At 47.9% G+C, this 23,672-nt stretch carries 21 protein-coding genes and 1 other RNA gene (1 of these 22 only partly in view); 19 read left to right on the plus strand and 3 right to left on the minus strand.

The window, feature by feature from the left end; all coding sequences use genetic code 11:
* Position 1: 1 nt before the first annotated feature.
* Complete coding sequence (gene argS, locus ACYCSE_RS09935) at positions 2-1,681, plus strand: arginine--tRNA ligase (RefSeq protein ID WP_028542578.1); 1,680 nt, start codon at positions 2-4, stop codon at positions 1,679-1,681.
* Positions 1,682-1,792: 111 nt separating this feature from the next.
* Here argS and ACYCSE_RS09940 read toward each other — a convergent pair whose 3' ends face one another.
* Both ACYCSE_RS09940 and ACYCSE_RS09945 read right to left on the minus strand, forming a co-directional pair.
* Positions 1,793-2,653: a hypothetical protein gene (locus tag ACYCSE_RS09940; RefSeq protein ID WP_459702151.1), complete on the minus strand. Its 861-nt coding sequence runs from the start codon at positions 2,651-2,653 to the stop codon at positions 1,793-1,795.
* Between the two features lie 126 nt (positions 2,654-2,779).
* Entirely contained in the window at positions 2,780-3,673 is an 894-nt protein-coding gene (locus tag ACYCSE_RS09945) for a LysR family transcriptional regulator (protein ID WP_459702152.1), read from the minus strand.
* A gap of 201 nt (positions 3,674-3,874) precedes the next feature.
* Between ACYCSE_RS09945 and ACYCSE_RS09950 the strand changes: the two genes are divergently transcribed.
* The 4 genes from ACYCSE_RS09950 to ACYCSE_RS09965 are packed head-to-tail and all read left to right on the plus strand — an operon-like array spanning position 3,875 to position 9,021.
* On the plus strand, positions 3,875-4,873 hold the full coding sequence (locus tag ACYCSE_RS09950) for an ABC transporter ATP-binding protein (protein WP_459702153.1): 999 nt from the start codon (positions 3,875-3,877) through the stop codon (positions 4,871-4,873).
* A gap of 20 nt (positions 4,874-4,893) precedes the next feature.
* On the plus strand, positions 4,894-5,964 hold the full coding sequence (locus tag ACYCSE_RS09955; protein ID WP_459702154.1) for an ABC transporter substrate-binding protein: 1,071 nt from the start codon (positions 4,894-4,896) through the stop codon (positions 5,962-5,964).
* A gap of 4 nt (positions 5,965-5,968) precedes the next feature.
* Entirely contained in the window at positions 5,969-7,639 is a 1,671-nt protein-coding gene (locus tag ACYCSE_RS09960) for an ABC transporter permease (RefSeq protein ID WP_459702155.1), read from the plus strand.
* Positions 7,636-9,021 (plus strand): MBL fold metallo-hydrolase, encoded by a 1,386-nt coding sequence (locus ACYCSE_RS09965; RefSeq protein ID WP_459702156.1) that lies wholly within the window; start codon positions 7,636-7,638, stop codon positions 9,019-9,021. Before ACYCSE_RS09960 ends, ACYCSE_RS09965 begins: the two co-directional genes overlap by 4 nt.
* A 14-nt stretch (positions 9,022-9,035) precedes the next feature.
* On the opposite strand, the gene ACYCSE_RS09970 is transcribed toward ACYCSE_RS09965, so the two are convergent.
* Complete coding sequence (locus tag ACYCSE_RS09970) at positions 9,036-10,196, minus strand: S8 family peptidase (RefSeq protein WP_459702157.1); 1,161 nt, start codon at positions 10,194-10,196, stop codon at positions 9,036-9,038.
* Positions 10,197-10,600: 404 nt separating this feature from the next.
* Here ACYCSE_RS09970 and rpoE point away from each other — a divergent pair, with 404 nt between their 5' ends.
* The 14 genes from rpoE to ACYCSE_RS10040 all read left to right on the plus strand — a co-directional run.
* Entirely contained in the window at positions 10,601-11,152 is a 552-nt protein-coding gene (rpoE, locus tag ACYCSE_RS09975) for a DNA-directed RNA polymerase subunit delta (RefSeq protein ID WP_013308216.1), read from the plus strand.
* Positions 11,153-11,554: 402 nt separating this feature from the next.
* Complete coding sequence (locus tag ACYCSE_RS09980) at positions 11,555-13,156, plus strand: CTP synthase (protein WP_013368772.1); 1,602 nt, start codon at positions 11,555-11,557, stop codon at positions 13,154-13,156.
* Positions 13,157-13,369: 213 nt separating this feature from the next.
* Complete coding sequence (locus ACYCSE_RS09985) at positions 13,370-13,738, plus strand: response regulator (protein WP_013308218.1); 369 nt, start codon at positions 13,370-13,372, stop codon at positions 13,736-13,738.
* Between the two features lie 246 nt (positions 13,739-13,984).
* Entirely contained in the window at positions 13,985-14,839 is an 855-nt protein-coding gene (fba, locus tag ACYCSE_RS09990; RefSeq protein WP_013308219.1) for a class II fructose-1,6-bisphosphate aldolase, read from the plus strand.
* Between the two features lie 227 nt (positions 14,840-15,066).
* Complete coding sequence (locus ACYCSE_RS09995; RefSeq protein ID WP_013308220.1) at positions 15,067-16,320, plus strand: UDP-N-acetylglucosamine 1-carboxyvinyltransferase; 1,254 nt, start codon at positions 15,067-15,069, stop codon at positions 16,318-16,320.
* 259 nt (positions 16,321-16,579) lie between these two features.
* Positions 16,580-17,917, plus strand: a complete 1,338-nt coding sequence (gene rho, locus ACYCSE_RS10000; protein ID WP_069290792.1) for a transcription termination factor Rho — start codon at positions 16,580-16,582, stop codon at positions 17,915-17,917.
* 96 nt (positions 17,918-18,013) lie between these two features.
* Positions 18,014-19,285 (plus strand): radical SAM protein, encoded by a 1,272-nt coding sequence (locus ACYCSE_RS10005; RefSeq protein ID WP_459702158.1) that lies wholly within the window; start codon positions 18,014-18,016, stop codon positions 19,283-19,285.
* 157 nt (positions 19,286-19,442) lie between these two features.
* Complete coding sequence (rpmE, locus tag ACYCSE_RS10010) at positions 19,443-19,640, plus strand: 50S ribosomal protein L31 (RefSeq protein WP_071639069.1); 198 nt, start codon at positions 19,443-19,445, stop codon at positions 19,638-19,640.
* Positions 19,641-19,750: 110 nt separating this feature from the next.
* An RNA gene (gene ffs, locus ACYCSE_RS10015) (signal recognition particle sRNA large type) lies at positions 19,751-20,017 on the plus strand.
* A 158-nt stretch (positions 20,018-20,175) separates the two neighbouring features.
* Complete coding sequence (gene dnaX, locus ACYCSE_RS10020; RefSeq protein ID WP_459702159.1) at positions 20,176-21,927, plus strand: DNA polymerase III subunit gamma/tau; 1,752 nt, start codon at positions 20,176-20,178, stop codon at positions 21,925-21,927.
* 43 nt (positions 21,928-21,970) lie between these two features.
* Positions 21,971-22,282, plus strand: coding sequence for a YbaB/EbfC family nucleoid-associated protein (locus ACYCSE_RS10025; protein ID WP_013308226.1), 312 nt, complete (start codon positions 21,971-21,973; stop codon positions 22,280-22,282).
* Between the two features lie 27 nt (positions 22,283-22,309).
* Positions 22,310-22,909: a recombination mediator RecR gene (gene recR / locus ACYCSE_RS10030; protein WP_103050204.1), complete on the plus strand. Its 600-nt coding sequence runs from the start codon at positions 22,310-22,312 to the stop codon at positions 22,907-22,909.
* A gap of 214 nt (positions 22,910-23,123) precedes the next feature.
* Positions 23,124-23,435: a DUF2508 family protein gene (locus ACYCSE_RS10035; protein ID WP_025676300.1), complete on the plus strand. Its 312-nt coding sequence runs from the start codon at positions 23,124-23,126 to the stop codon at positions 23,433-23,435.
* Positions 23,432-23,672, plus strand: partial view of a pro-sigmaK processing inhibitor BofA family protein gene (locus ACYCSE_RS10040; RefSeq protein ID WP_061831803.1) — the 5' portion only. The gene runs 35 nt beyond the window's last position; 241 of the gene's 276 nt are visible here — the first part of the coding sequence; it begins with the start codon at positions 23,432-23,434; its stop codon lies off the right edge, out of view. The genes ACYCSE_RS10035 and ACYCSE_RS10040 overlap by 4 nt, the downstream gene beginning before the upstream one ends.

Raw genomic sequence — 23,672 nt, forward strand, 5'->3', positions numbered from 1 at the left:
CATGACAAGCAATCCACTGGAACTTATTAATCAAAAGGTGACTTCAGCAATCGAGGCGGCGGTGCTGGCTACCGGAATCGTGAGCCGCGAAGAGCTGCCGACCATTACGCTGGAGGTGCCAAAGGACAAGTCACACGGTGATTTGGCTACCAACGCTGCGATGCAGCTCACCCGCATTGCAAAGAAGAACCCACGGCAAATCGCTGAAGATTTGATCGCGAATATGGATTTAGCTTCCGCTTCTATTGAAAGTGCGGAAATCGCTGGACCGGGCTTTATTAACTTTCGCCTGAACAAGAGCTACCTGTATGCAGTCATTGGACAAGTGCAGGAGCAGGGGGCAGATTACGGGCGTATACAGGAAGGTGCAGGCAAAAAGGTACAAATCGAGTTTGTCAGCGCCAATCCGACAGGTAGCCTTCACTTAGGTCATGCACGTGGTGCAGCCGTAGGGGATGCTCTCTGCAACGTGCTTGATTTTGCCGGATACAAAGTAACTCGTGAATACTACATTAATGATGCGGGCAACCAGATTTACAACATGAGCCGCTCTATTGAAGCGCGTTATTTGCAGGAGCTGGGACAGCCTGCGGAGATGCCGGAGGATGGTTACCATGGTGAGGATATCATCGGATTTGCCAAGGAACTGGTGGCCGAAAAGGGCGATTCTCTGTTGTCCATGGAACCGGGAGATCGCGCAGCTTATTTCCGTGACTACGGTCTGGAAAAGGAACTGAACAAGATCAAGCGCGATCTGGAACTGTTCCGTGTACCTTTTGACTCCTGGTTCAGCGAAACGTCGCTGTATGAAAACGGTGAAGTGCTTAAAGCGCTGAATGAGCTGCGTGACCGTGAGGAGATTTACGAGAAGGACGGAGCTACATGGCTGAATACGACCAAGTACGGTGACGATAAAGACCGTGTCTTGATCAAAAATGACGGTACATATACGTACCTAACCCCAGATATAGCTTACCATCGCGATAAATATGCTCGTGGGTATGACACGATCATCAACATCTGGGGAGCGGATCACCACGGCTACATTCCACGGATGAAGGCAGCAATGGAGGCACTGGGCAATGATCCAGATAAGCTTAAAGTGCTGATTGCCCAAATGGTCAGCTTGTTCCAAAATGGGGAAAAAGTAAAAATGTCCAAACGTACCGGCAAGGCCGTGACGATGGAAGATCTGATGGAAGAAGTGGGTGTAGACGCGATCCGTTACTTCTTCACTATGCGCAGCATGGATTCGCACCTGGATTTTGACATGGATTTGGCGATTTCCACTTCCAATGAGAATCCAGTATTCTACGTACAATATGCGCACGCACGTGCATGCAGCGTATATCGTCAAGCCGAAGAGCAAGGTATTGCTGTGCTGCCGTTGGCAGAAGTTGACTTGTCCAAGCTGACGGCTGAGCATGAATACGATCTGCTCCGCAAAATCGGCGAGCTGCCGGAAGAAGTATCGGTAGCGGCTGCAAACTTTGCACCACACCGTATGATTCGCTATGTCTACGAGCTGGCTTCATTGTTCCACAGCTACTATAAGGCAGAGCGCGTTATCACAGAGGATGCCGCTCAAACGCAGGCACGCTTGGCGTTGTTTGGTGCGGTGCGCACGACGATTGCCAACGTACTGAAGCTGGTGGGCGTGTCTGCACCAGAACGTATGTAAGCAAGCAACTTTAACATCATGACCTTGTAGTCATATAATTAATAATAAAAGGAACCGTTCGTATCACCCTCAACAGGGTGGCGCTTCGGTTCCTTTTTATGTTGGATTAGCTTAGTAGCGTTCCAGTACCAAATTCGTCTTCAGGGAATCGGCGGGAACCAGCCATCCTTTGGATTGCAGCAGGTTCATCAGCTTGGTGCGGTTGCTGGCGGCAACACTGTAATCCGAGGTTTTGAAGGAGATTTCGATAATATGCTCTGTACCTGATCCGTTTGCGCTGCGAATAGGCCATATTTCAACGTCGGTATCCAATCCCTGAAAGCTACCCTCGTATTTACTGACCTGTACAGGACCGCGTACTCTGGAGTCTGCCAAGGTTTGTTTGCCCCAATTGCTGTTTTTCCAGTTTTGCAGCTTGCCCGGAAGATTATCCTGCAATTGCTTTAATGCTTGATCTGGGGAAGGCAGAGCCAATCCTTTGGAGGCGTTTGTTTTTTTATCATTGGAAAAGCTTAGTGTTTGCTTGCTGTATCCCCAATCCACCTCAGTCTCATAATTATCATCAGATGCACTGAACCCTTCTTTATTCGCTTGGGTGAGTGCCGCGTCGATATTTCCGTTTGTGACCGTATAGCGCTTTTTATAGGTTAATTCATAATTCTTTTTGTTCTCTTTTTTGCGAAATCTCACGTTCCAGCCCTCGTCATTTAATTGCAATGAATTTGTATCAAAATACTCGACGCTCAATCGTTGTGCATCATTGCTAATTTGAAACTCGTTCACGATGCCACTTTTTAATGAGCCATCCGCATTGAGGACCTGAGCCGTATCCAGTAGTAGCTTCACCTCATAGCTTGGTGTGGCATTGGCGGCGGCTTGTACCGGTTCTGCTCCTTTCCATCCTGTTACGAGCAGTACTGCACTCAGAGTTACTACCGACATCAATTTGGTGATACGAAGGCCTGTTTTCATTTCATCCTCTCCTGTTCGTCCGAATAGGTTACACGCTACACTTTACGGGTATATTGTCAGTCGTATGTCAAAGCAAGAGGGGACTCCGGTTAAAAAATTACATAATTTCTATATGACGGGTAAGATTTAATCTTGGTTCCATGACAAATATTCGGTGAATCTGTGAATGAGCGCCGAGCGATGACGGTCTTTGTTGCTGACCATATAGATGTACCGCTCAACAGACTGCCCCGGGATAGGTCTTACAACCAGTAAGCCCCGCTCAACCTCTGACTGAACGGCAATGCGAGAGACAAAGGAGATGTGTTCTCCCAGCATAACCGCCTGTTTAATGGCTTCTAGTGAATCCAGCTCCAGATAGGAAGGAAGTCGCCGACTCCCACGCTCCAGCCATTTGTCGGTCACGTGGCGTGTGCTGGATTCCTTGCCATGTAATACGAAGGAGGAAGAAGCGATAAGCTCGGGCGTCAAATCGATTTCGTTGGCGAGCGGATGAGTGGGTGAGCAGATGAGTATCAGTTCATCTTCGCCTAAGGATTCTGAGAGTAGCGTTGGGGATTGAAACGGCTCTGCCGAAATGATGCCGAGGTCAATTTCGTGGCGAGCGAGCATGTCCTTGATCACGGGCGCTGTTTTCACAGACAAGGCGATGTGAATGCCCGGATGCTCACGGGCAAAGCGGTGCAGCACAGCAGGAAGCAAGTAGGTAGCGGGTACATAGCTTGCGCCAATACGTATACTTCCCCGCTGGAGCGTATCGAACTCGTGGACGACTCGCTCAGCTTCAGCAGCCAGTGCATTAATTTTGCTGGCATAGTGCAGCAGTGCATTTCCGGCATCCGTCAGGATGATTTTGCCCATACGTGTGTCAAACAGCTTTACTCCGAATTCACGCTCCAGATTTTTCATATGAAAAGTAACGGTGGGTTGCTTCAGGCCAAGAAGCTCGGCGACCGTGGTAATTTTATGGTGCTTATTCAGCAGCTCTACAATATGTAACTTTAGAAGACTTAAGTTCACTTAGAATGCCTCGCTTTCAGGTTAATCGAACAATCACCTTATTACTATGGGTAGCAGCATCAATCCCCTCTATATAGATTAAATCTATGAGTGTTAACACAATTCATTGAAATAATTAATTTTGTTTTAACTTTCCAATAACACAGGTTGCGAATTCAAGTTTTACACTGGGGTCAGTCAGAAGAACAGGCAGGTAATGCGATGAATCAGGATCTATATATTCACGGATTAAGTAAAACCTTCAGCCAAATAACCGCGCTGCATGAGACGAATCTGGTAGTACGACGGGGCAAATTCACAACACTGCTCGGACCGTCCGGCTGTGGGAAAACAACGCTCTTGCGCTTGATTGCTGGTCTGGAGACACCGGATACCGGCACAATCACGTTGGGAGAGGAAATCCTTTTTTCGGCAGAACGCAAAAAGGATATTCCCGCCCATCTCCGCCACTTTGGCATGGTCTTTCAGGATTTCGCGTTATGGCCGCATATGACGGTGTTTGAAAATGTGGCCTTCGGCCTGCGTGCGGGCAAGCGGGGGAAAGGGTTCGCCAGCGCTCGAGACAAGGAACTGCGGACAGTGGTGCTGGAGGCGCTCGATATGGTCAGATTGTCAGGGATGGAGGATCGGTATCCTCATCAGCTGTCCGGTGGCCAGCAGCAGCGGGTTGCCTTTGCAAGAGCGGTTGCTATCCGGCCTCGACTTGTGTTGTTCGACGAGCCACTCAGTGCGCTGGATGCGGTGCTACGGGAGGAGATGCGCATTGAGATGATATCGCTTGTGCGCGATCTGGGGCTGACCGCCCTATATGTCACCCATGATCAGATTGAGGCCATGTCCATGTCTGATGAAGTGGTTGTTATGAAAAGTGGACATATTTTGCAGACCGGAACACCAGAGGTGATCTACGGTTGCCCAGCTCATCCAGAGGTGGCGAAGTTTATTGGCAAATCCAACTGGCTGGAGCCGGAACGGACACTATTTCGTCCTGAACATGTCCGTTGGGAACAGGAGCAAGCAGATCAGCATGCTTTTACAGTAGAGATCCTGCATGTCAGCTATGTCGGTGATCGTTATGAAATTCGTATACTAGCCGAGAACGGCGAGCAATGGACTGCATATCATTCCATCCGCTTGCCCATAGGTCAACAAATGCACATTTGGGTATCACCGCAACACATCCACCAACTTGAAGCATAGGGAAAAGGGGTATTTACAAGATGATGAATAGGCATATTTTTCGTACAGGATGGAAAAAAGGGACGATGCTCGCATTAACCTTGACTTTTGGACTCACTGTGGCGGGTTGCGGAACAGCAACGCCCTCTAAGGATGGGGCGCCAGCTAATGGATCAGCAGGACAAGCGGAGGCGGCATCCACCGATCAGAAGCTGGTGGTCTACAGCGCAGGCCCGGATGGACTGGCGAAAAAGTTGGTAGCAGGGTATGAGGCGCAGAGCGGAGTTAAGGTAGAGTTGTTCCAGGGAACGACAGGGAAAATTTTGGCCCGCATGGAAGCAGAGAAGGCGAATCCGGTAGCGGACGTGGTTGTGCTGGCATCGCTTCCGTCTGTACAAGGCTTGAAAAAGGAAGGACTCACGCTGCCTTACCCGGATGCCAAGAACGCAGACAAGCTAAATCCAGACTGGTCCGATAAGGAAGGCAACTACTTCAGTACCAGTGCTTCTGCTCTGGGCATTGCGTATAATACGAAGCTGGTGAAAACACCACCAACTTCATGGGCCGATTTGGCGAAGCCTGAGTACAAGGATCAGGTTAATATTCCCGATCCATCCTTGTCCGGCTCAGCGTTGGATTTTATGACTGGCTATCTGAGCGCCAAGGGCGATGGAGGCTGGACGTTGTTCGAGCAGTACAAGGCTAACGGTGTTGCTATGGCTGGTGCCAATCAGGAAGCGCTGGACCCCGTGATTACCGGAGCTAAAGGTGTAGTCGTCGCTGCGGTCGATTACATGACCTACAAGGCTAAAGCCAAAGGTGAGCCGATTGATATCGTCTATCCGACAGAGGGGACAGTCATCAGCCCACGTCCTGCCGCAATTCTCAAGTCAACGCAGCATGAGCAGAATGCGAAGGCATTCATTGACTATCTGTTGTCGGACGAGGCACAGAAACTAGTAGCAGATGCCTCCTTACTCCCGGGCCGCACGGATATCAAAGCTGACAAGCGTGCCAACCTGGACGAGATCCCATTGCTGAAGACCAATTGGGAATGGATGGGCGAGCACGGATCAGACGTGACGGAGAAGTTCACGCAAATGTTCAAGTAAGCCGATGGGAGGCTTATCCGTTAAACACATCAGAGCGTGGTGTCTGACGCTGGCTCTGATCGCGCTTCTTTTCCTGATTGTGATGCCGTTGCTGCAAATCTTTATCCAAAGTGTATATGTTGATGGAAAATTCCAATGGGATGCGCCTTTTCGAACGTTAGCTGCTTCACCATTTGCAGGCGTGCTATTCAGTTCAATTTGGCTTGGCATCTGCGTGATTGCAGGAACGACGGTACTCGCACTTCCGCTAGCCTGGATCATGTCCAACACTCGTCTTGCACACTGGCGCTGGTTGGATGTCGTGCTGCTGATTCCGTTTATGACCCCGCCCTATATCGGGTCCATGGGCTGGATTCTGTTTATGCAAAAAAACGGATATCTGGAGCAGTTGTTCCCGAACCTGCATTTCTTAACGCCGTCCTTCTTTAGTCTTGGTGGCATGGTGATGATTATGAGTCTGCATCTGTTTCCATTCCTGTACCTGCTGCTGCGCGGGGCGCTGGTGAGGATAGGCGGGAGCCTGGAAGAGGCGGGTGCCGTAATGGGCGGTAGCTTTCTATACAGATTCCGTCGAATTATTTTACCGCTACTGCTATCAGCTTACGGAATGGGCGCGTTGCTCATTTTCGTTAAAACGATTGCCGAGTTTGGTACCCCCGCTACCTTTGGGCGACGTATCGGGTATGAGGTCATGACTTCGGAAATTCACAAATATATCTCCAGCTGGCCCATAGATTTTGGCAAAGCGACGTCAATGGCCTCGGTGCTGTTAACCGCCTGCCTGCTCATGTGGTATGCACAGTCGGTGATCAACCGAAAGTTTACGTACAGGCTGGTAGGTGGTAAAGGTTCGCGTCCGTCCCGTCTTCGTATATCCGGCTGGACTACGGGACTGAGTGTTGCATTTATTCTATTGTTGCTCATTGCGTCCATTGGCATTCCTTATTTTTCAATTCTTTCAGCCTCGACGATGAAGCTGAGGGGAATGGGCCTTGCCTGGGATAATTTGACGCTCGACTCTTACAAGGAACTGCTGTCTTGGGGATCAGAGAGCATGGAGGCGCTCCTGAACAGCGTATTTCTCTCTTTGGGCGCTTCGACGCTTGCTGTGGTACTGGGCACTTGGTTTGCGCTTGTCATTGGCGGCTCACGCACGAGAATCCAACGGACAGTTGATGCATTCAGCTTGCTTCCGAATACGGTTCCGGGAATTGTCATGGTGGTCGGCCTGATTTTGTGGTGGAACTCGCCGTGGATGCCGATCCCTTTGTATAACACATACGGCATGGTCATTCTGACGTATGTTATCTTGTTTGTTCCTTATACGGTGCAGTATGTCAAAAGCGCCTTTACACAGGTGGACACGGGTCTTTTTCAGGCGGGACAGGTATTTGGCGGACGACCGTCTTACATATTCCGCCGGATTGTACTGCCGCTGATTGTACCGGGAATGCTCGCTGGTTGGATGATGACATTTACGATCGCTTCACGCGAGCTGGTAGGATCGTTGCTGATTTTGCCGCCATCCGTTCAGACGTCTGCAACCTACATATTTGCACAATTTGAGCAGGGACAGGTGTCACTTGGGATGGCGATGGCCGTAATATCGGTCGGAATGACCACACTGCTGCTGATCTTAATCGAAAGCTTAAACTCGCAAAGAAAGTGGAAATGATCATGACCAAGCTTAGGATTTGGGGAGGAGCGGGCGAACATGGCCGCTCCTGCTATGTTTTTGAAGGAACGCAGCATCGCGTCATGCTGGATTGTGGCGTGAAAAAGGAAGGAACCGGACAATATCCGGTTTTTCCGCCGCAAAATGCGGAGAGACTGACCACTGTATTGCTGTCTCATGCACATGAGGATCATTCCATGGCGCTCCCCTTGCTGTACAAGTATGGATACCAGGGGGAGGTCTGGACGACCAAGGCCACCGCTGAGCAGTTAGGCTCCTATTTTCGCTCCTGGCATACTTATGTTGAATCGAGAGGAGCCGACTTGCCATACGACGAACAGGATATCCAATCCATTGCTTATCGCTATCTAGAAGATGAAGCGCCAGCAGGAGAATGGCTTGAGGCTTGTCCGGGTGTGAGAATCATGTGGGGACGCAGTGGACATTTGGCTGGTGCAGTGTGGTATGTGGTAGAAATGGAAGGGAAGCGGTTGTTTTTTTCTGGAGATTACAGCCGCGAATCTGAACTTCTTGCTGCCGATGCGCCAGACTTGGGTGTTGGGGAGGGGCTGCATGACCTACCTGAATGGAAGTCAGAGCCCAATCTAGCGGACATATCCATTATGGACAATGCCTATGGCATGGATATAGACCCGCAGCCTGTTAAGCTGGAGCGGCTGAGGGTCGAGATGGAGCGGATATTATGGTCTGGTGGTCATGTGTTGTTGCCGGTGCCTGCCTTTGGCAGAGGACAGGACATGATCGTATGGGCTAGCGAGCAATTCCCTGAACAGGCAATGATTGTAGAGCACGACATATGGCAGGGATTGAAACAGTTAAACCGCTGGAAAGAATGGCTACGTCCGGAAGCCCCAGCGCGAATAAAACATGTGCTAAACAGTGACAGGGTCTTCGTGCCACGTGATGCTGCGGAACGAGTGAGTCTGCTGGAACAGAACCCAACGGCTATTATCATAACAAGAGACGGCATGATGGATTCCCCACAGGCGCGCTGGTACTATCAGTTTCTATCGGATAACCGCAACATGGGGGAGGGTGAAGATAGCGGAGAAAGCATTAGCAACAGTGTTATATTGACCGGGCATGCTCCACAGGGTTCTTTTGGCAAACATCTGTTGGAACGTGCAAATGAAAATGACAGCTGTGTAGCTCGGCATTTGATTTATAAGGTGCATCAGGGACTATCAGATGTGCGGCAAATGCTGAAGGAGCTGCCTAGCAAACAGGTTGTACTCGTTCATGCGCCAAAGCTGCAGACCGACCTGGTACGAGATGAGTTGATAAGAGAAGGAAATAGTGGATGTGAAGGTCCTGCCAGAAAAGTTCACTCTCTGGAGCCGGGCGCTACACTAGAGGTTTAGCATCACAATATCATTCACTTTGTGCCCTCCTGCATCAATCGGAAGGCATCGACTTCTCCAAGTTTGGTCGAGATAGAGCTCCGTCCGGCGCTTTTACGCAGACGGAGCGGTGTGGCGGTACGCTTAAGCAACGCCTTGATTTCTCCAGGCCCCAGTTCCGGCCTCAGTGAAAGGAGAAGTGCGATGCTTCCGGTCACATGGGAAGTAGCCATAGAGGTACCGCTCATTTCGTGATGCTTGCCATGGATCCAGGAGGATGTGATCTTTTCGCCAGGTGCGTACACGTCTACAAATTGCCCCCGGTTGCTGAAAGGCGCGATGCGTCTGTATTTGTCGGTAGCCCCCACTGAAATCGTCTGAGAATAGCGGGCTGGATAGTCAATACTTCGGCGCTTACCCTCATTTCCCGAGGACGCTACAATCACAATGCCGTTATGATATGCTTTATTCACCATATCAAGTAGTGCCTTGCTGCGCGACTTCATACCAAAGCTCATATTGATGATATCGATACGATTTAATACACACCAGTCGATACCAAGGATGATATCGGAGACGTAGGCGGCTCCATTATGATCAAAAGCTTTTACGGGATGAATTAAAGCCCGTGGTGCTACGCCGACCCTACCTTCGTCATAGTTGGACGCCGCGATAGTTCCAGCAATATGAGTACCATGGCCGTTATCGTCATAGGGTAGCATGGTTCGGTTAAGCAAATTAATACCTCTGGCGAGAGAATGACGAAGATCAGGATGTTGAAAATCCGCTCCTGTGTCGATCACACCGATTCTGACCCGATTCCCTGTCGAGGAAGGCCAAGCCTTGTATGCACGTACCTGTTTGACTCCCCATGGCATGGAAAGGTTCTTTTCTGCTTTTGGTATATGAGCAGTTTCAGCGTGGACCTTCATGCGGGTATCTTCTTCAACGGTGACACCGTTGTGATATTTGCCCAGCCTGTCTCCCCCTGAAAGCGGAGCGATTAAAGCACGGATTAGTCGGGCCGGTTGTACTTGCCGTAATCCCGCAAGCTCGGGTTTCAGCTTCCTGAGATAGGACAGGCATTCCCGGTATTGGTGAGGCTTATCGAACGTGATGATCTGTTTGTTCCGTCCACTGCCGGACGGCTCCGAAATACCCTCATGCAGACGCTGCAAAAAATCCGGATAGTCCATTTGAGACGGTCCCCCTCCGATGAGCCATGCTGAGGTATTGTATGAGCAAGCGTCAACTGCGGCATGGGAAACCTGCCCCTTTTTTATGGAAATAGGCCTGCTTGTCGTGTCAAAGTGGCCGTGGACACATACGATACATGGAGGGCATAAGCTCTTGTGCAACAACTTTGGGGGGTTCTCCCGGAGCGGGTACAGTCGAAGACGGGGGGGACCCCGTCTTTTTATGTATGCCGTCTTGTTTAGAGGGATATTCCTGGAAATTATGACGATACCCATCTTTAACTTGCAATTTGCTTCCAAATAGGTTTTACTTAGTTTTGATAATGGATATGTTAGTATTGCATGTATCGTGTATGCTCTGAAACATGTTCTTGTGAATTACGTGTGAGAGGAAGTGTCCCTAGGTGAGTACCCCACTCAACTTGAAGATTGACCCGGAGAAAGTCCACGAGACTCCAATGGTGGATTTGGCATTTATGGTATTGAAAGCAGCCAATACTCCGTATTATTACCGTGACCTGATGAAGGAAGTCGCCAAATTGCGTGGCTTTTCCGACGAAGAAATTAATGACGTTATTGCTCAGCTATATACTGAAATCAACATTGACGGGCGTTTTGCCTGTGTCGGTACGAATCTGTGGGGCTTGAAACGTTGGTATCCGGTAGATAAATCCGAAGATGCCCTGACAGGCGCCAAGCGTCCTCGTATTATTAACGACGAAGACGATGACGACGAAGATGACTATCATGAGGAAGAAGAAACATACAACTCTGATGACGACTTCGATGCAGATAGCGAAGACGAGGATGGCGAAGATGAGCTGTTCGACGGAGAAGAAGATGATGATGATAGTGATGAAGACGTAGTTATAGACGATGAAGACCTCAGTGATGAGGAAGATTCAGAAGATGAAAACGACGATGAGTCGACGGAAGACGACGATTCGCTTCGTTAGGAACAGGCTGCAAGGGGAGATGCGTTCTCCCCTTTTTCATGACCGTTTTCTTGAAAACCTCTTCTGATTTAAAGCTTTCAGGTGGATTCTCTCCAATCTGGTTCAATGGACAAATTAACACGGATAACTTCCTTGACAGCGGATTGGACACGGGGTAAACTATTGCTTGGGCTTATGATTGATTCACTTATATGTTTGCTTTTTGTATAAAAGTGCCCCGTACTACGGGAGTGCTTTTTTGTTTTTTATAGGGGTGTTTTCACTCATGAAAGAGGGCTAAGGGCGGCGGACATGGAAAATGATTCCGCTGCCTTCTTCATGGATGATAATCCGTGCAAACGGGTTACGATAACATCATAATGTCGCCTGAATTTTGCATCTTATCTAGGAGGGTTTTGAACAGTGACAAAGTATATTTTTGTGACAGGCGGGGTTGTGTCTTCCTTGGGCAAAGGGATTACGGCAGCTTCACTGGGGAGGCTTTTGAAGAACAGGGGACTGAAGGTAACGATCCAAAAATTTGATCCTTACCTGAATGTCGATCCGGGTACGATGAGTCCTTACCAGCACGGTGAAGTATTTGTAACGGATGATGGTGCGGAAACGGACCTTGACTTGGGACACTATGAGCGCTTTATTGATATTAATCTGTCCAAGAACAGCAATGTCACAACAGGCAAGGTATATTCCAGCGTAATCAGCAAAGAGCGTCGCGGAGAATATTTGGGCGGTACGGTGCAGGTTATCCCTCATATTACGAACGAAATCAAGGAACGCGTGTATCGTGCAGGCCGTGAAGCAGGTTCGGACGTAATTATTACAGAAATCGGCGGTACTGTGGGCGATATTGAAAGCTTGCCATTTTTGGAAGCTATTCGTCAGCTCAAAAGCGAAGTTGGGCGCGAGAATGTGATGTACATTCACGTAACACTCATTCCTTATATTAAAGCTGCTGGTGAGGTTAAAACCAAACCAACTCAGCACAGTGTAAAAGAACTGCGCAGCATCGGTATCCAACCGAATGTCATTGTTTGCCGTACAGAGCATGAACTGTCCTCCGATATGAAGGCTAAAATTGCATTGTTCTGCGATATTGATGCGAATGCAGTGGTAGAATGCCGCGATGCTTCAACCCTCTATGAGGTTCCGTTGAACCTGCGTGAAGAAGGCTTGGACGAAATCGTAGTTAACCACCTCAAGCTGACAACACCTGCACCAGATATGACCGAATGGGAAGGGTTAGTTGATCGAATCAGCAAGCTGGATAAAACGGTTGAGATTGCCATTGTTGGTAAATATGTTGCGTTACATGATGCGTACTTAAGTGTGGTTGAATCGCTTTCCCACGCTGGATTTGATGCGAATGCAGACGTAAAAATTCGTTGGGTGAACGCTGAAGAAGTGACGGACGAGAACGTAGCTGACATGCTGGGCGGCATTGGCGGCATTCTCGTACCGGGTGGCTTCGGCGATCGCGGAATTGAAGGCAAAATTAGTACCATTCGTTATGCACGGGAGCAAAAAATTCCGTTCTTCGGCATTTGTCTGGGTATGCAGGTATCTGTCATTGAGGTTGCCCGTTCCCTGGCTGGTCTCGAAGGAGCCAACAGCTCGGAAATTAACCCGGCTACTGATTATCCTGTCATCGATTTGCTTCCTGACCAAAAAGACATCGAAGATTTGGGCGGTACGATGCGTCTTGGCTTGTATCCATGCAAACTGGTGGAAGGTTCCCTGGCTTCGGCTTGCTACAACGACGAGCTGGTGTACGAAAGACACCGTCATCGGTACGAATTCAATAACGAATATCGTGAAGTTATTGAAAAAGCGGGTCTTCGTATTTCCGGTACTTCACCGGATGGACGCTTGGTGGAAATTGTGGAGCTCCCTGAGCATCCGTGGTTCCTGGCGGTACAATTCCATCCAGAATTTACTTCCCGTCCGAATCGTCCACAGCCTTTGTTCCGTGAATTTGTAAAGGCAGCATTGCAGCTTCAAGGTTAATGCTATGGCTTGTAAGACCTCCTCAGGGAGGTCTTTTTTTATCCCATGCTTCCTGATTATGAAAGAATATTCCACAATTATGTATAAGAGCAGGATTTTCTTTTTGCAGGAGCGAATATAGTTTTAGGTATGGGACGGATATTGTACGTCATCGGACGCTGTTATGGCAATAGCTGCATGATCCTCGTTTTAAGATCTTAGGAGGTTAAAACATTGGAAAAGAAGAAAGTATTAATCGTCGATGACCAGAATGGAATACGGATTTTACTGATGGAAGTGTTCGGAAGTGAAGGTTATGAGACCTTTCAGGCGGCGAACGGGAAAATTGCACTTGAAATTGTTGAGAAGGAACCACCTGATCTGGTTCTGCTCGATATGAAAATTCCAGGTATGGACGGACTCGAAATTCTGAAGCATCTAAAAACCATGAATCCTGATATCAAGGTTATTATGATGACAGCATATGGAGAACTGGACATGATTAAAGAGGCGACGGAGCTAGGTGCGCTAATGCATTTTACCAAGCCCTTTGATATTGACGAAATGCGGATCGCTGTGAACAAACAACTCAGAGGTGATTAGGTGAGTCACTATGGTTGAGAACTCTGTTAACACAACAGGGTTTTTTGTTTGTGATTATGGGAAATACTGAAAGTAAATCCTCTCCTTATACAATTCTATGAAAAAACGGCGTCCTAACGTGATTTTTGTATGTGTTGATATGCAAAAGCTTGTTTAGTATTTAACATGGGTTGTGGTATAATAAGCCCGTATGTGATGTCGGCTAAAATATAGACAAACCCAAACACCTTTAGGAGGACTGTAACCATGCCATTGGTATCTATGAAAGACATGTTGAACAAAGCACTCGAAGGAAAATATGCAGTAGGTCAATACAACATTAATAACCTGGAGTGGACTCAAGCTATTTTGGGCGCTGCTGAAGAAGAAAAATCCCCAGTAATCTTGGGCGTTTCTGAAGGCGCAGCACGTCACATGGGCGGATTCTACACTGTTGTTAAAATGGTAGAAGGTCTTATTCATGACATGAAAATCACCGTTCCAGTTGCGATCCATTTGGACCACGGTTCCAGCTTTGAAAAATGTAAAGAAGCTATCGACGCTGGTTTCACATCCGTTATGATTGACGATTCCCACAGCCCGATCGACACAAACATTGCTACAACGAAAAAAGTGGTTGAATATGCTCATTCCAAAGGCGTTTCTGTTGAAGCTGAAGTTGGAATGGTTGGCGGTCAAGAGGATGATGTTGTCGGCGACGTAATGTACGCTAAGCTGGACGACTGTCTGCGTATCGTTAACGAAACAGGTATCGATACACTGGCACCTGCACTGGGTTCCGTACACGGACCTTACAAAGGCGAGCCAAACCTCGGATTCAAAGAAATGGAAGAGATCTGCAATGCAATCAAACTTCCACTCGTTCTGCACGGTGGTACTGGTATCCCAACACATGACATTAAAAAAGCAATCTCTTTGGGAACTTCCAAAATCAATGTAAACACTGAGAACCAAATCGTATTTGCGAAAGTGGTTCGTGAAGTGCTTGCTGAGAAACCGGATGCTTATGACCCACGTACATTCATCGCTCCAGGTCGTGAAGCGATTAAACAAACCGTTATCGGTAAAATTCGTGAGTTCGGTTCCAACAACAAAGCGTAATAATGAATCAAACTGGTCGTGCGTCTGCACAGGCTAGATGTATTTCTTAGTTGTAGCTGTAGTTCTGCTGCACAAAATATTTAAATCTGTACAGTTGAATAGTTTGGTATGGAAAGCACACCGCTTAGCCGGTGTCTTTCCATTTTCACCACTAAAAAAGTTAAAAGTTTATGATTTGAGATTATTGTTTGACCGACTGCAAAACACGTAGGGGGACCCTCAAGCTTATGGAAAAATTGATGATCACCGGTGGACGGCCGCTTCAAGGTACAGTTTCCATCAGCGGTGCCAAAAACAGTGCCATCGCCTTGATTCCCGCAGCCATTCTGGCAGAGTCGGAAGTCATTTTGGACAATTTGCCACTGTTGAGTGATGTGGCGGTGTATTCCGAAATACTGGAGGAACTTGGTGCAACGGTTACCTGGGAAGGTAGCCAGATGAAAATAGATCCTTCCTCCATTAAATCCATTCCTATGCCGAATGGGCCTGTTAAGAAATTACGAGCCTCTTATTATATGATGGGAGCCATGCTGGGCAGATTCAAGGAAGCGATCATCGGTTTGCCAGGAGGGTGCAATTTCGAACCCCGGCCCATTGATCAGCATATCAAAGGTTTCGAAGCGCTGGGTGCCACGGTTACGAACGAGCACGGCGCTATTCATTTGCACGCCAAAGAACTGCGCGGAACTAAGATTTATTTGGATGTTAGCAGCGTAGGCGCTACCATTAATATTATGCTGGCGGCTGCACGTGCCAAAGGCGCCACAATTATCGAAAATGCGGCTAAAGAGCCTGAGATTATAGATGTAGCAACTCTTTTAAACTCGATGGGGGCTATTATTAAAGGTGCCGGTACGGAAACGATTCGAATTGAAGGTGTGTCGGAGCTGCATGGCTGCCGTCATTCCATCATACCTGACCGTATACAAGCGGGCACATATATGATTGCTGCTGCGGCAACCCGTGGAAATGTATTGATTGACAATGTAATCCCCAAACATATGGAGGCTCTCACTGCAAAAATGCAGGAAATGGGCATCGGCATCGAGGAATATGATGAAAGTATTCGTGTACTGGGTGCACCTTCCTATGAACATGTCGACGTTAAAGCCTTGATATACCCCGGATTCGCTACAGATTTACAATCTCCCATGACCAGCTTGCTTACCCAAGCGCAGGGTGTCAGTGTATTGAGCGATTTTGTGTACAGCAATCGTTTTAAGCACGTCCCTGAGCTGGTGCGTATGGGGGCTAAAATTCGCGTAGAGGGTCGGTCTGCCATTATAGAGGGTGGTCAACTGAATGCAGCTAAAGTAAAAGCGGCAGATCTGCGCGCCGGAGCGGCCCTTGTCATTGCTGGACTTACAGTAAGCGAAGGTGTAACTGAGGTGACGGGTGTCGAGTACATTGACCGTGGTTATGATCACCTTGTTTCCAACCTGCGTCTTTTGGGCGCGGATGTATGGCGGCAGACTGAATAGTTAGACCATGCCATTTTTTCGAACTCCCGGAACGAAAGCGATAGAACGGGCAACACCTATGCAGCCGCTGCTTGATACAAGATTGTGGTTCATACCTAACAATCTTTTATCGGAAAACCGGAATAATTCGGTATAATTCAGGCAGATGGCTGCATAACTTTATTTGTTTTGGTTAAAATTATGTTAATGGTGTTTATGATATCATTGTCTATCATTTAGATGTATGAATGGACTTAATAATTGAATAGGTGGTTATTATATGGATCTGCAAATTTCCGATCTGGAAGAAATGAAGCTGACCGACCTGTACAAGCTGGCCAAGCAATACCAGATCCCGTACTACGGAACGCTCAAAAAGAAAGAATTAATATTCGCGATCCTGCGCGCACAAGCTGAGAAGAGCGGATTGATGTTTATGCAGGGGGTTCTGGAAATCCTTCCCGAAGGTTACGGCTTTCTGAGGCCGATTAATTATCTCCCGAGTACCGAAGATATTTACATCTCTGCTTCACAAATCCGCAAGTTTGACTTGAGAACAGGCGATCTTGTTTCTGGTAAATGCCGAACGCCAAAAGAGAATGAACGATATTTTGGATTGCTTCAAGTTAACGCCGTCAATGGAAGAAGTCCTGAGCAAGCTGCTGAGCGGCTACATTTTCCTGCACTGACTCCACTGTATCCGCAAACCAAATTAGTCCTTGAAACTTCCCCCAACCATTTGTCTACGAGAATTATGGATGTACTGGCCCCTGTCGGACTTGGACAGCGCGGACTCATTGTGGCACCTCCCAAAGCTGGGAAGACGCTTCTCCTCAAAGAAATTGCCAATAGCATTTCTACTAACAATCCCGAGATCGAGCTTTTTGTCTTGTTGATTGATGAACGCCCCGAAGAAGTGACCGACATGCAGCGTTCTGTTAAAGGTGAAGTTGTGGCCTCTACATTTGACGAACTTCCTGAAAATCACATTAAAGTGGCAGAACTCGTGTTGGAGCGTGCGCTGCGTCTCGTAGAACATAAAAAGGATGTTGTCATCCTGTTGGATAGCATCACACGTTTGGCTCGTGCGTACAATCTCGTTATCCCTCCTTCTGGTCGTACTTTGAGCGGGGGTATTGATCCGGCAGCATTTCACCGTCCAAAACGCTTTTTTGGTGCGGCTCGGAATGTGGAGGAAGGCGGTAGCTTGACGATTCTTGCTACAGCGCTGATTGATACAGGATCACGCATGGACGATATCATTTATGAAGAGTTTAAAGGTACAGGCAACATGGAGTTGCATTTGGACCGCAAGCTGGCAGAACGTCGTATCTTTCCTGCGATTGATATTCGTCGTTCCGGCACACGCCGTGAGGAAGTGTTGTTGAACAAGGAAGAATTGGATACCATCTGGGCTATTCGTAAAAACATGACGGAAAGCCATGATTTTGTGGAAGGCTTCCTCAAAAAGCTGCGTAATAGCAAAACTAATGCTGAGTTTTTGGCTTCGTTTGATTTGACGGCACCTTCTTCCAGTAGCTCCCAAAGCAGTTCTGGTGGGCAACAACGGAGAACTGCGCGTTCTACCACAGCGTCAGTCCCGGCCACAACCAACTAAAACCCATTCATGTATTTTATCTGTTCCGTAAGTACACAGTCGTTACCATTCATTTTGTTAATGGCGTAGGCTTAACGGAGCGAAAGGAGCTCCATAATGTATTTGGTGTATGCCGACGAAAAAGGCAATGTATATGATCATGCTTCTTTGTATGGGCTTGCCCGTAGTGCAGACATGATTGTTGAGATCATGGAGGATGAGCTTATTCCGTTACCGGAAGGAGCTACATTGGTAAGCCTGCCCAGCACTCGCCCGGTCGGTATGAACCCTGAAACAGGGGAAATGGTTTCTCTTCCCGGAGATATGCAAGCAGTAGGGGCTTTATTGCCGCAAGGTTTTACACGTTTGTGCCTACCGGGGTATGTGAAGACCGATAAGGAGTACAAACTTCCCTTGTTCGGTTATTCGGCTGTAGTCTGGAAAGACGGGGCATTTTATGTAACGGCAGAGCAGAGTGACAGTCCATCCAAGTGGAATCCGGAAAACTGTGACCGTCATCAAGTTAAACTGGGTGTGCAGCGAATGACGGAGCAATATCCCGAAAATCGGCTGTACCAACATTTGTCTAACTGTGCGCTGGGCTACGAATGTCTTACTTCCTCGAACACATTCCTGAATCGCTGGGAAGGGGGAGTTCCGGTATCTTATTCTTGTAATGCGGGTTGCTTTGGCTGTATATCTGAACAGCCGGATGACAGTGGCTTTGTATCTCCGCAGACAAGAATGAACTTCCGTCCCCGTGTCGAAGAAATTGTAGAAGTTATGCTGGAACATTTGAAGACACCGGAGTCCATCATCAGTTTTGGCCAAGGTTGCGAAGGTGAGCCTTCCACACAAGCCAAACTGATTATTGATTCGATCAAAGAGGTGCGCTCCATTACCGATATGGGATACATCAATATCAATACGAATGCGGGATTGAGCGATCATATCCGGGGAATCGTGGATGCGGGTCTTGATCTGATGCGCGTTAGTACCATTAGTGCACTGGACGATCACTACAATGCGTATTACAAGCCGCGCGGCTACACGTTGGCTAATGTGGAAAAATCACTTCGCTATGCTTCTGAGCAGGGAGTATATACGTCGATTAACTATTTGATTTTTCCGGGTGTAGCAGACCGAGAGGAAGAAATTGAGGCAATGATTGAATTTGCCAAACGTACTAAGCTCAAGCTGATTCAAATGCGTAACTTGAATATCGATCCTGAAAGCTATCTGGAGTTGATTCCGCCTGCTCAAGGTGAGATTCTTGGCATGAAGCAAATGCTTGAGATTTATCGTGAGGAACTGCCTGATGTAGTCATCGGTTCTTACACTCATGTACCGCCACAAGGGCTGGCACGTCCCAAATTTGCCAAGGCCTAAAACGGTCAATAGCAACTTGAAACTCACCTATTTTACGTCATCTTTGAATGCGGAAAAGAGTTGTTGAAACGCTCATATTCAAGTGCTATAATGTGAACATGTGTTCATACAACTCTGGACTGATAGGACGTTCAGGGCGGAAAGAGGTGAAAGTTCAATGCAACAAGCTATTCAACCAAAATTTAACGTAACTAATGTCACTTGTGCTTGCGGAAATTCGTTTGAAACTGGTTCTGTGAAAGGATCTCTGCGTGTGGAGATTTGCTCAGCCTGCCATCCATTCTTCACAGGCAAGCAGAAATTTATTGATGCTGGTGGACGCGTAGATCGTTTCAAAAAGAAATACGGTATCTAATGGATTACCGCAGGTTATAAAGTTATTAGAGCCTTCTGCAACTGCAGAGGGCTCTTTTTGTAATAATGTGTATTTGCTTTTTATGCGGCCTTAAGATATACTTATTTTCACCGTGCTAGATGGGGAGGTAGCGGTGCCCTGTAACTCGCAATCCGCTATAGCGAGGTTGAATTCCTGTTAGAGGTGTTGTTGATGTGAGGCTGGTCCCTGCGCACAATGTTGACGGCTGGGTCCTCCGCAATGAGTACTTGTGAACCTGGTCAGGTCCGGAAGGAAGCAGCCATAAGCAAGCCCACTCTTGTGCCGGAGGGTTGCCTAGCCCGAGTTGTTGTTCAGGATTGCCGCTCGGATCACAACGATCAATAACAGGTGCACGGTATATATTAGTGATTAGAACATCTTGGCAATCATTGCGAAGATGTTTTTTTGTGTTTTATAAATTGGAAGGTGTCTGGTTTAGATTCGGACGGGAGTATAGTATAATGAAGTGACCATGAATGGTCATGAAAGTGAATGGGAAAGAGGGTAACGCGCATTGGAACATATAGCGTTGTACCGTGCTTGGCGGCCGCAGGCTTTCAAGGACATGGTAGGACAACAGCATATTATCCAGACATTGCAGAATGCCATCCGCGAAAATCGCACGTCCCATGCCTACCTGTTCAGCGGTCCACGAGGAACAGGTAAGACGAGTGCGGCCAAAATTTTGGCCAAGGCTATCAACTGTGAGCATGGACCTGCGCCGGAACCTTGCAACGAATGCGAAGCCTGTAAACGGATCACGGCCGGAGCGGTCATGGATGTACAGGAGATTGATGCAGCCTCCAACCGGGGCGTTGAAGAGATTCGTGATTTGCGCGATAAAGTCAAATATGCGCCCACAGAAGTGCGGCACAAGGTTTATATCATTGATGAAGTGCACATGCTGACGACGGAAGCGTTCAATGCGCTGCTCAAGACACTAGAAGAGCCGCCGCCACACGTGATGTTCATATTGGCTACGACTGAGCCACATCGGATTCCGGCGACAATTATTTCGCGTTGCCAGCGGTTTGACTTCCGGCGGGTATCGCTGGAAGAACAGACGGAGCGGCTTGACCTGATATGTCAACAGGAGAACATACAGGCTGATTCAGATGCACTGCAGTACATTGCGCGTCTTTCAGATGGCGGGATGCGAGATGCAGTTAGCGTTTTGGACCAGATATCCTCGTTTACAGATGGTCGGGTTACTTATCAGCAGGTGCTGGATATGACGGGGGGTATTGCGTCCGAGCAATTCGGTAAGCTTGCCTTGGCGTTGCTGAAAGAAGATGTGGGCACGGTGCTCCAAATGATCGAGAACTTTATGCAGGAAGGTAAAAGTGCGGATAAGTGCATGGAGAATCTTCTGTACTATTTCCGAGACCTGCTAATGATCAAGATGGTGCCTCAGGCAACCAAAATGACGGAGCGAGTGCTAGATCCAGAGCGATTTAAGGAAGTGGCAGATGCTTTTACCAAGGAGCAACTCTTTGCGATGATTGATACCCTTAATCGTTATCAGAGCGAGATGAAATATGCCGTTCAGCCTCAAACTTTGTTTGAGGTAGCTCTGTTGAAACTATGCAGTATTCCAGGGGGAGCAGGAGCTGTTGTTCAGCCGACCGCACAGCGCTCTGGTGCTGTAGCTGAGCAGGAAGATGTGGTAATGTTGAAGCGCCAGCTTGCTGAGTTGGAAAAGAAACTGGAGCGCGCGCTGCAAGGTGGATTGGGCGCTGGAGCTGGACAGGAAGCGTCGTCGGGCGGCCGTCAGGCTTCCGGGGGTCGTGCCCCTGCTCCGCGGATTTCAGCGCCGGCCAAACTCCCTTCTCAGTTGGATCGCTATATCGCTGAGAAGTCGAGCGAAGCATTCGCAGCAGCGGGGCGTAAGTGGAGTCAGATTTTACAAGGGGTAAAAGAGGCGAAAGTTACGGTTCATGCCTGGTTTATGGACGGTGAGCCAGTTTCTGTGTTAGAGGACAGTGTACTGGTCGCATTTAAGAACAATATTCATCGTGAAACTACCGAAAAGCCTGCCAATAAGCAGGTCATCGAGAAAGTATTGCATGAGCAGTTGGGCCATCCTTATCGTTTAGTAACGATGATGCAAAAGGATTGGAATGCTGCGATTGAAGGAGTTTCCGACCAGCCTGCCGAAGAATTGCAACTGGAGCCGGAGCATGATACGCCGGGAAATTCTAAGGAGCCCTGGATTGATGAAGCTATTCAACTTTTCGGGGAAGATCTGGTAGTCATTAAAGATTAAATCAAGTGTCTAGATGTATACTTCATTAAAGGAGATGATTGAAATGAACAATATGAACCAAATGATGAAGCAAGTGAAAAAAATGCAGGAACAAATGCTGAAAGCCCAAGAGGAACTTGGCGGAAAAGTAATCGAAGGTACTTCTGGCGGCGGTGTTGTGACGGTGGAGGTAAATGGACATAAAAAAGTGTTGTCCATCACGATCAAACCGGAAGCCGTAGATCCTGATGATGTAGAAATGCTGCAAGATCTTGTACTGACTGCAGTCAATGATGCTTTGTCCAAAGCAGATGAACTGGCTAATGATGATATGGGTAAATTTACAGGCGGCATGAAAATTCCGGGCTTGTTCTAGTCTGCTGCATAAAGGAGAAACACGCTATTGTATTATCCGGAGCCGATTGCAAAGCTAATTGATGCTTTTACGCGCCTGCCAGGAGTAGGGCCGAAGACGGCTGCCCGGTTGGCCTTTCACGTACTGAAAATGAAGGAAGATGATGTGATTGACTTTGCCAAAGCGCTAGTCAATGTAAAACGCAATCTGCACTTCTGTTCAGTCTGCGGCAACATTACGGATACGGACCCTTGTCGGATCTGTCAGGATAAGACGAGGGATGCTTCCGTCATTTGTGTTGTTCAGGATTCCAAGGATTTGGTGGCTATGGAGCGTACCAAGGAGTTTAATGGCTTTTACCATGTGCTTCACGGGGCGATATCTCCTATGGAGGGAATTGGTCCTGAGGATATCAAACTCAAGGAATTGCTGAATAGACTCAGTGATGAACGCGTCAAGGAGCTGATTTTAGCTACGAACCCGAACATTGAAGGAGAGGCCACGGCCATGTACATTTCTCGGCTAGTGCGTCCTTTTGAAATCAAGGTTACTCGTATTGCTCACGGATTGCCAGTGGGTGGAGATTTGGAGTATGCTGACGAGGTTACCCTGTCCAAAGCGTTGGAAGGCCGTAGAGAGCTCAATTAATAGGTGTATTTATACGTTATAAATAGGGAGTCTGGAATGTCCTTAGGGTATTCTCGACTCACTTGGGGGAGCCGCTATGGCTCCTTTTTTATTTGCGGTGATAGATGGCAGTATAGATCGTTCCTGGTTCTAAGTTTGTCCTTTGTTCAATAAGTATGAATAAGGTAATCTTGCAGACTGTGCACATAATTCAGCTTGTGAGGAGGATGAACGGATGTGGGAACGGATGAAACAAAATTTCCGTCGTCAGGAGAATGGCAAATCAGAAGCGGAGTATCGGCAGGAGTTGTTTGCCCAGATTCGGGCTTCGCATGCGGAATGGTTAAGAGCGCATCGTTTATTTCATGAAGCAACGGGTAAAGATGAGATCGACTACGCTATATTTGTTCTAGAAGCTGCAGAACGTAAATATCAGATACATTTAAAAAGTGCGAAACAGCAAGGCCTGCATCGTTTCCATCTGCCTGCAGATGAACCGGGGTATGCCAATGATACGGATCGTGTTCACAAGCGGAGAGCTGAATGAAAGGGGCGGTCTGGCTTGTTTTGATTGCCTGTGTCGGGATGTTACTATTTCTAATCTTAAAAAAACGTTTGGGTATCAGCTGGCTTGTAGTATTCGGGGCACATATGGGCCTGGCAGCCATCGCATTGTATGTTATCAATTATTCAGGGTGGATTACGCAGGTGTACATCCCGATCAATCCAGTGACAATGGGGGCGGTAACGATATTAGGCTTGCCTGGGATTGTCCTTTTACTGG

It is taken from the genome of Paenibacillus sp. SEL1 (assembly GCF_054602535.1).

Excerpts from the sequence above, each read along its gene's own strand:
- ACYCSE_RS09970 (WP_459702157.1), bottom strand. The coding sequence starts at position 10,196 with ATGGACTATCCGGATTTTTTGCAGCGTCTGCATGAGGGTATTTCGGAG.
- fba (WP_013308219.1), top strand. The coding sequence starts at position 13,985 with ATGCCATTGGTATCTATGAAAGACATGTTGAACAAAGCACTCGAAGGA.
- rho (WP_069290792.1), top strand. The coding sequence starts at position 16,580 with ATGGATCTGCAAATTTCCGATCTGGAAGAAATGAAGCTGACCGACCTG.
- ACYCSE_RS10025 (WP_013308226.1), top strand. The coding sequence starts at position 21,971 with ATGAACAATATGAACCAAATGATGAAGCAAGTGAAAAAAATGCAGGAA.
- ACYCSE_RS10035 (WP_025676300.1), top strand. The coding sequence starts at position 23,124 with ATGTGGGAACGGATGAAACAAAATTTCCGTCGTCAGGAGAATGGCAAA.
- ACYCSE_RS09950 (WP_459702153.1), top strand. The coding sequence starts at position 3,875 with ATGAATCAGGATCTATATATTCACGGATTAAGTAAAACCTTCAGCCAA.
- ACYCSE_RS09955 (WP_459702154.1), top strand. The coding sequence starts at position 4,894 with ATGATGAATAGGCATATTTTTCGTACAGGATGGAAAAAAGGGACGATG.
- ACYCSE_RS09960 (WP_459702155.1), top strand. The coding sequence starts at position 5,969 with ATGGGAGGCTTATCCGTTAAACACATCAGAGCGTGGTGTCTGACGCTG.
- argS (WP_028542578.1), top strand. The coding sequence starts at position 2 with ATGACAAGCAATCCACTGGAACTTATTAATCAAAAGGTGACTTCAGCA.
- rpmE (WP_071639069.1), top strand. The coding sequence starts at position 19,443 with ATGCAACAAGCTATTCAACCAAAATTTAACGTAACTAATGTCACTTGT.
- ACYCSE_RS09965 (WP_459702156.1), top strand. The coding sequence starts at position 7,636 with ATGATCATGACCAAGCTTAGGATTTGGGGAGGAGCGGGCGAACATGGC.
- ACYCSE_RS10005 (WP_459702158.1), top strand. The coding sequence starts at position 18,014 with ATGTATTTGGTGTATGCCGACGAAAAAGGCAATGTATATGATCATGCT.
- ACYCSE_RS09995 (WP_013308220.1), top strand. The coding sequence starts at position 15,067 with ATGGAAAAATTGATGATCACCGGTGGACGGCCGCTTCAAGGTACAGTT.
- ACYCSE_RS09940 (WP_459702151.1), bottom strand. The coding sequence starts at position 2,653 with ATGAAAACAGGCCTTCGTATCACCAAATTGATGTCGGTAGTAACTCTG.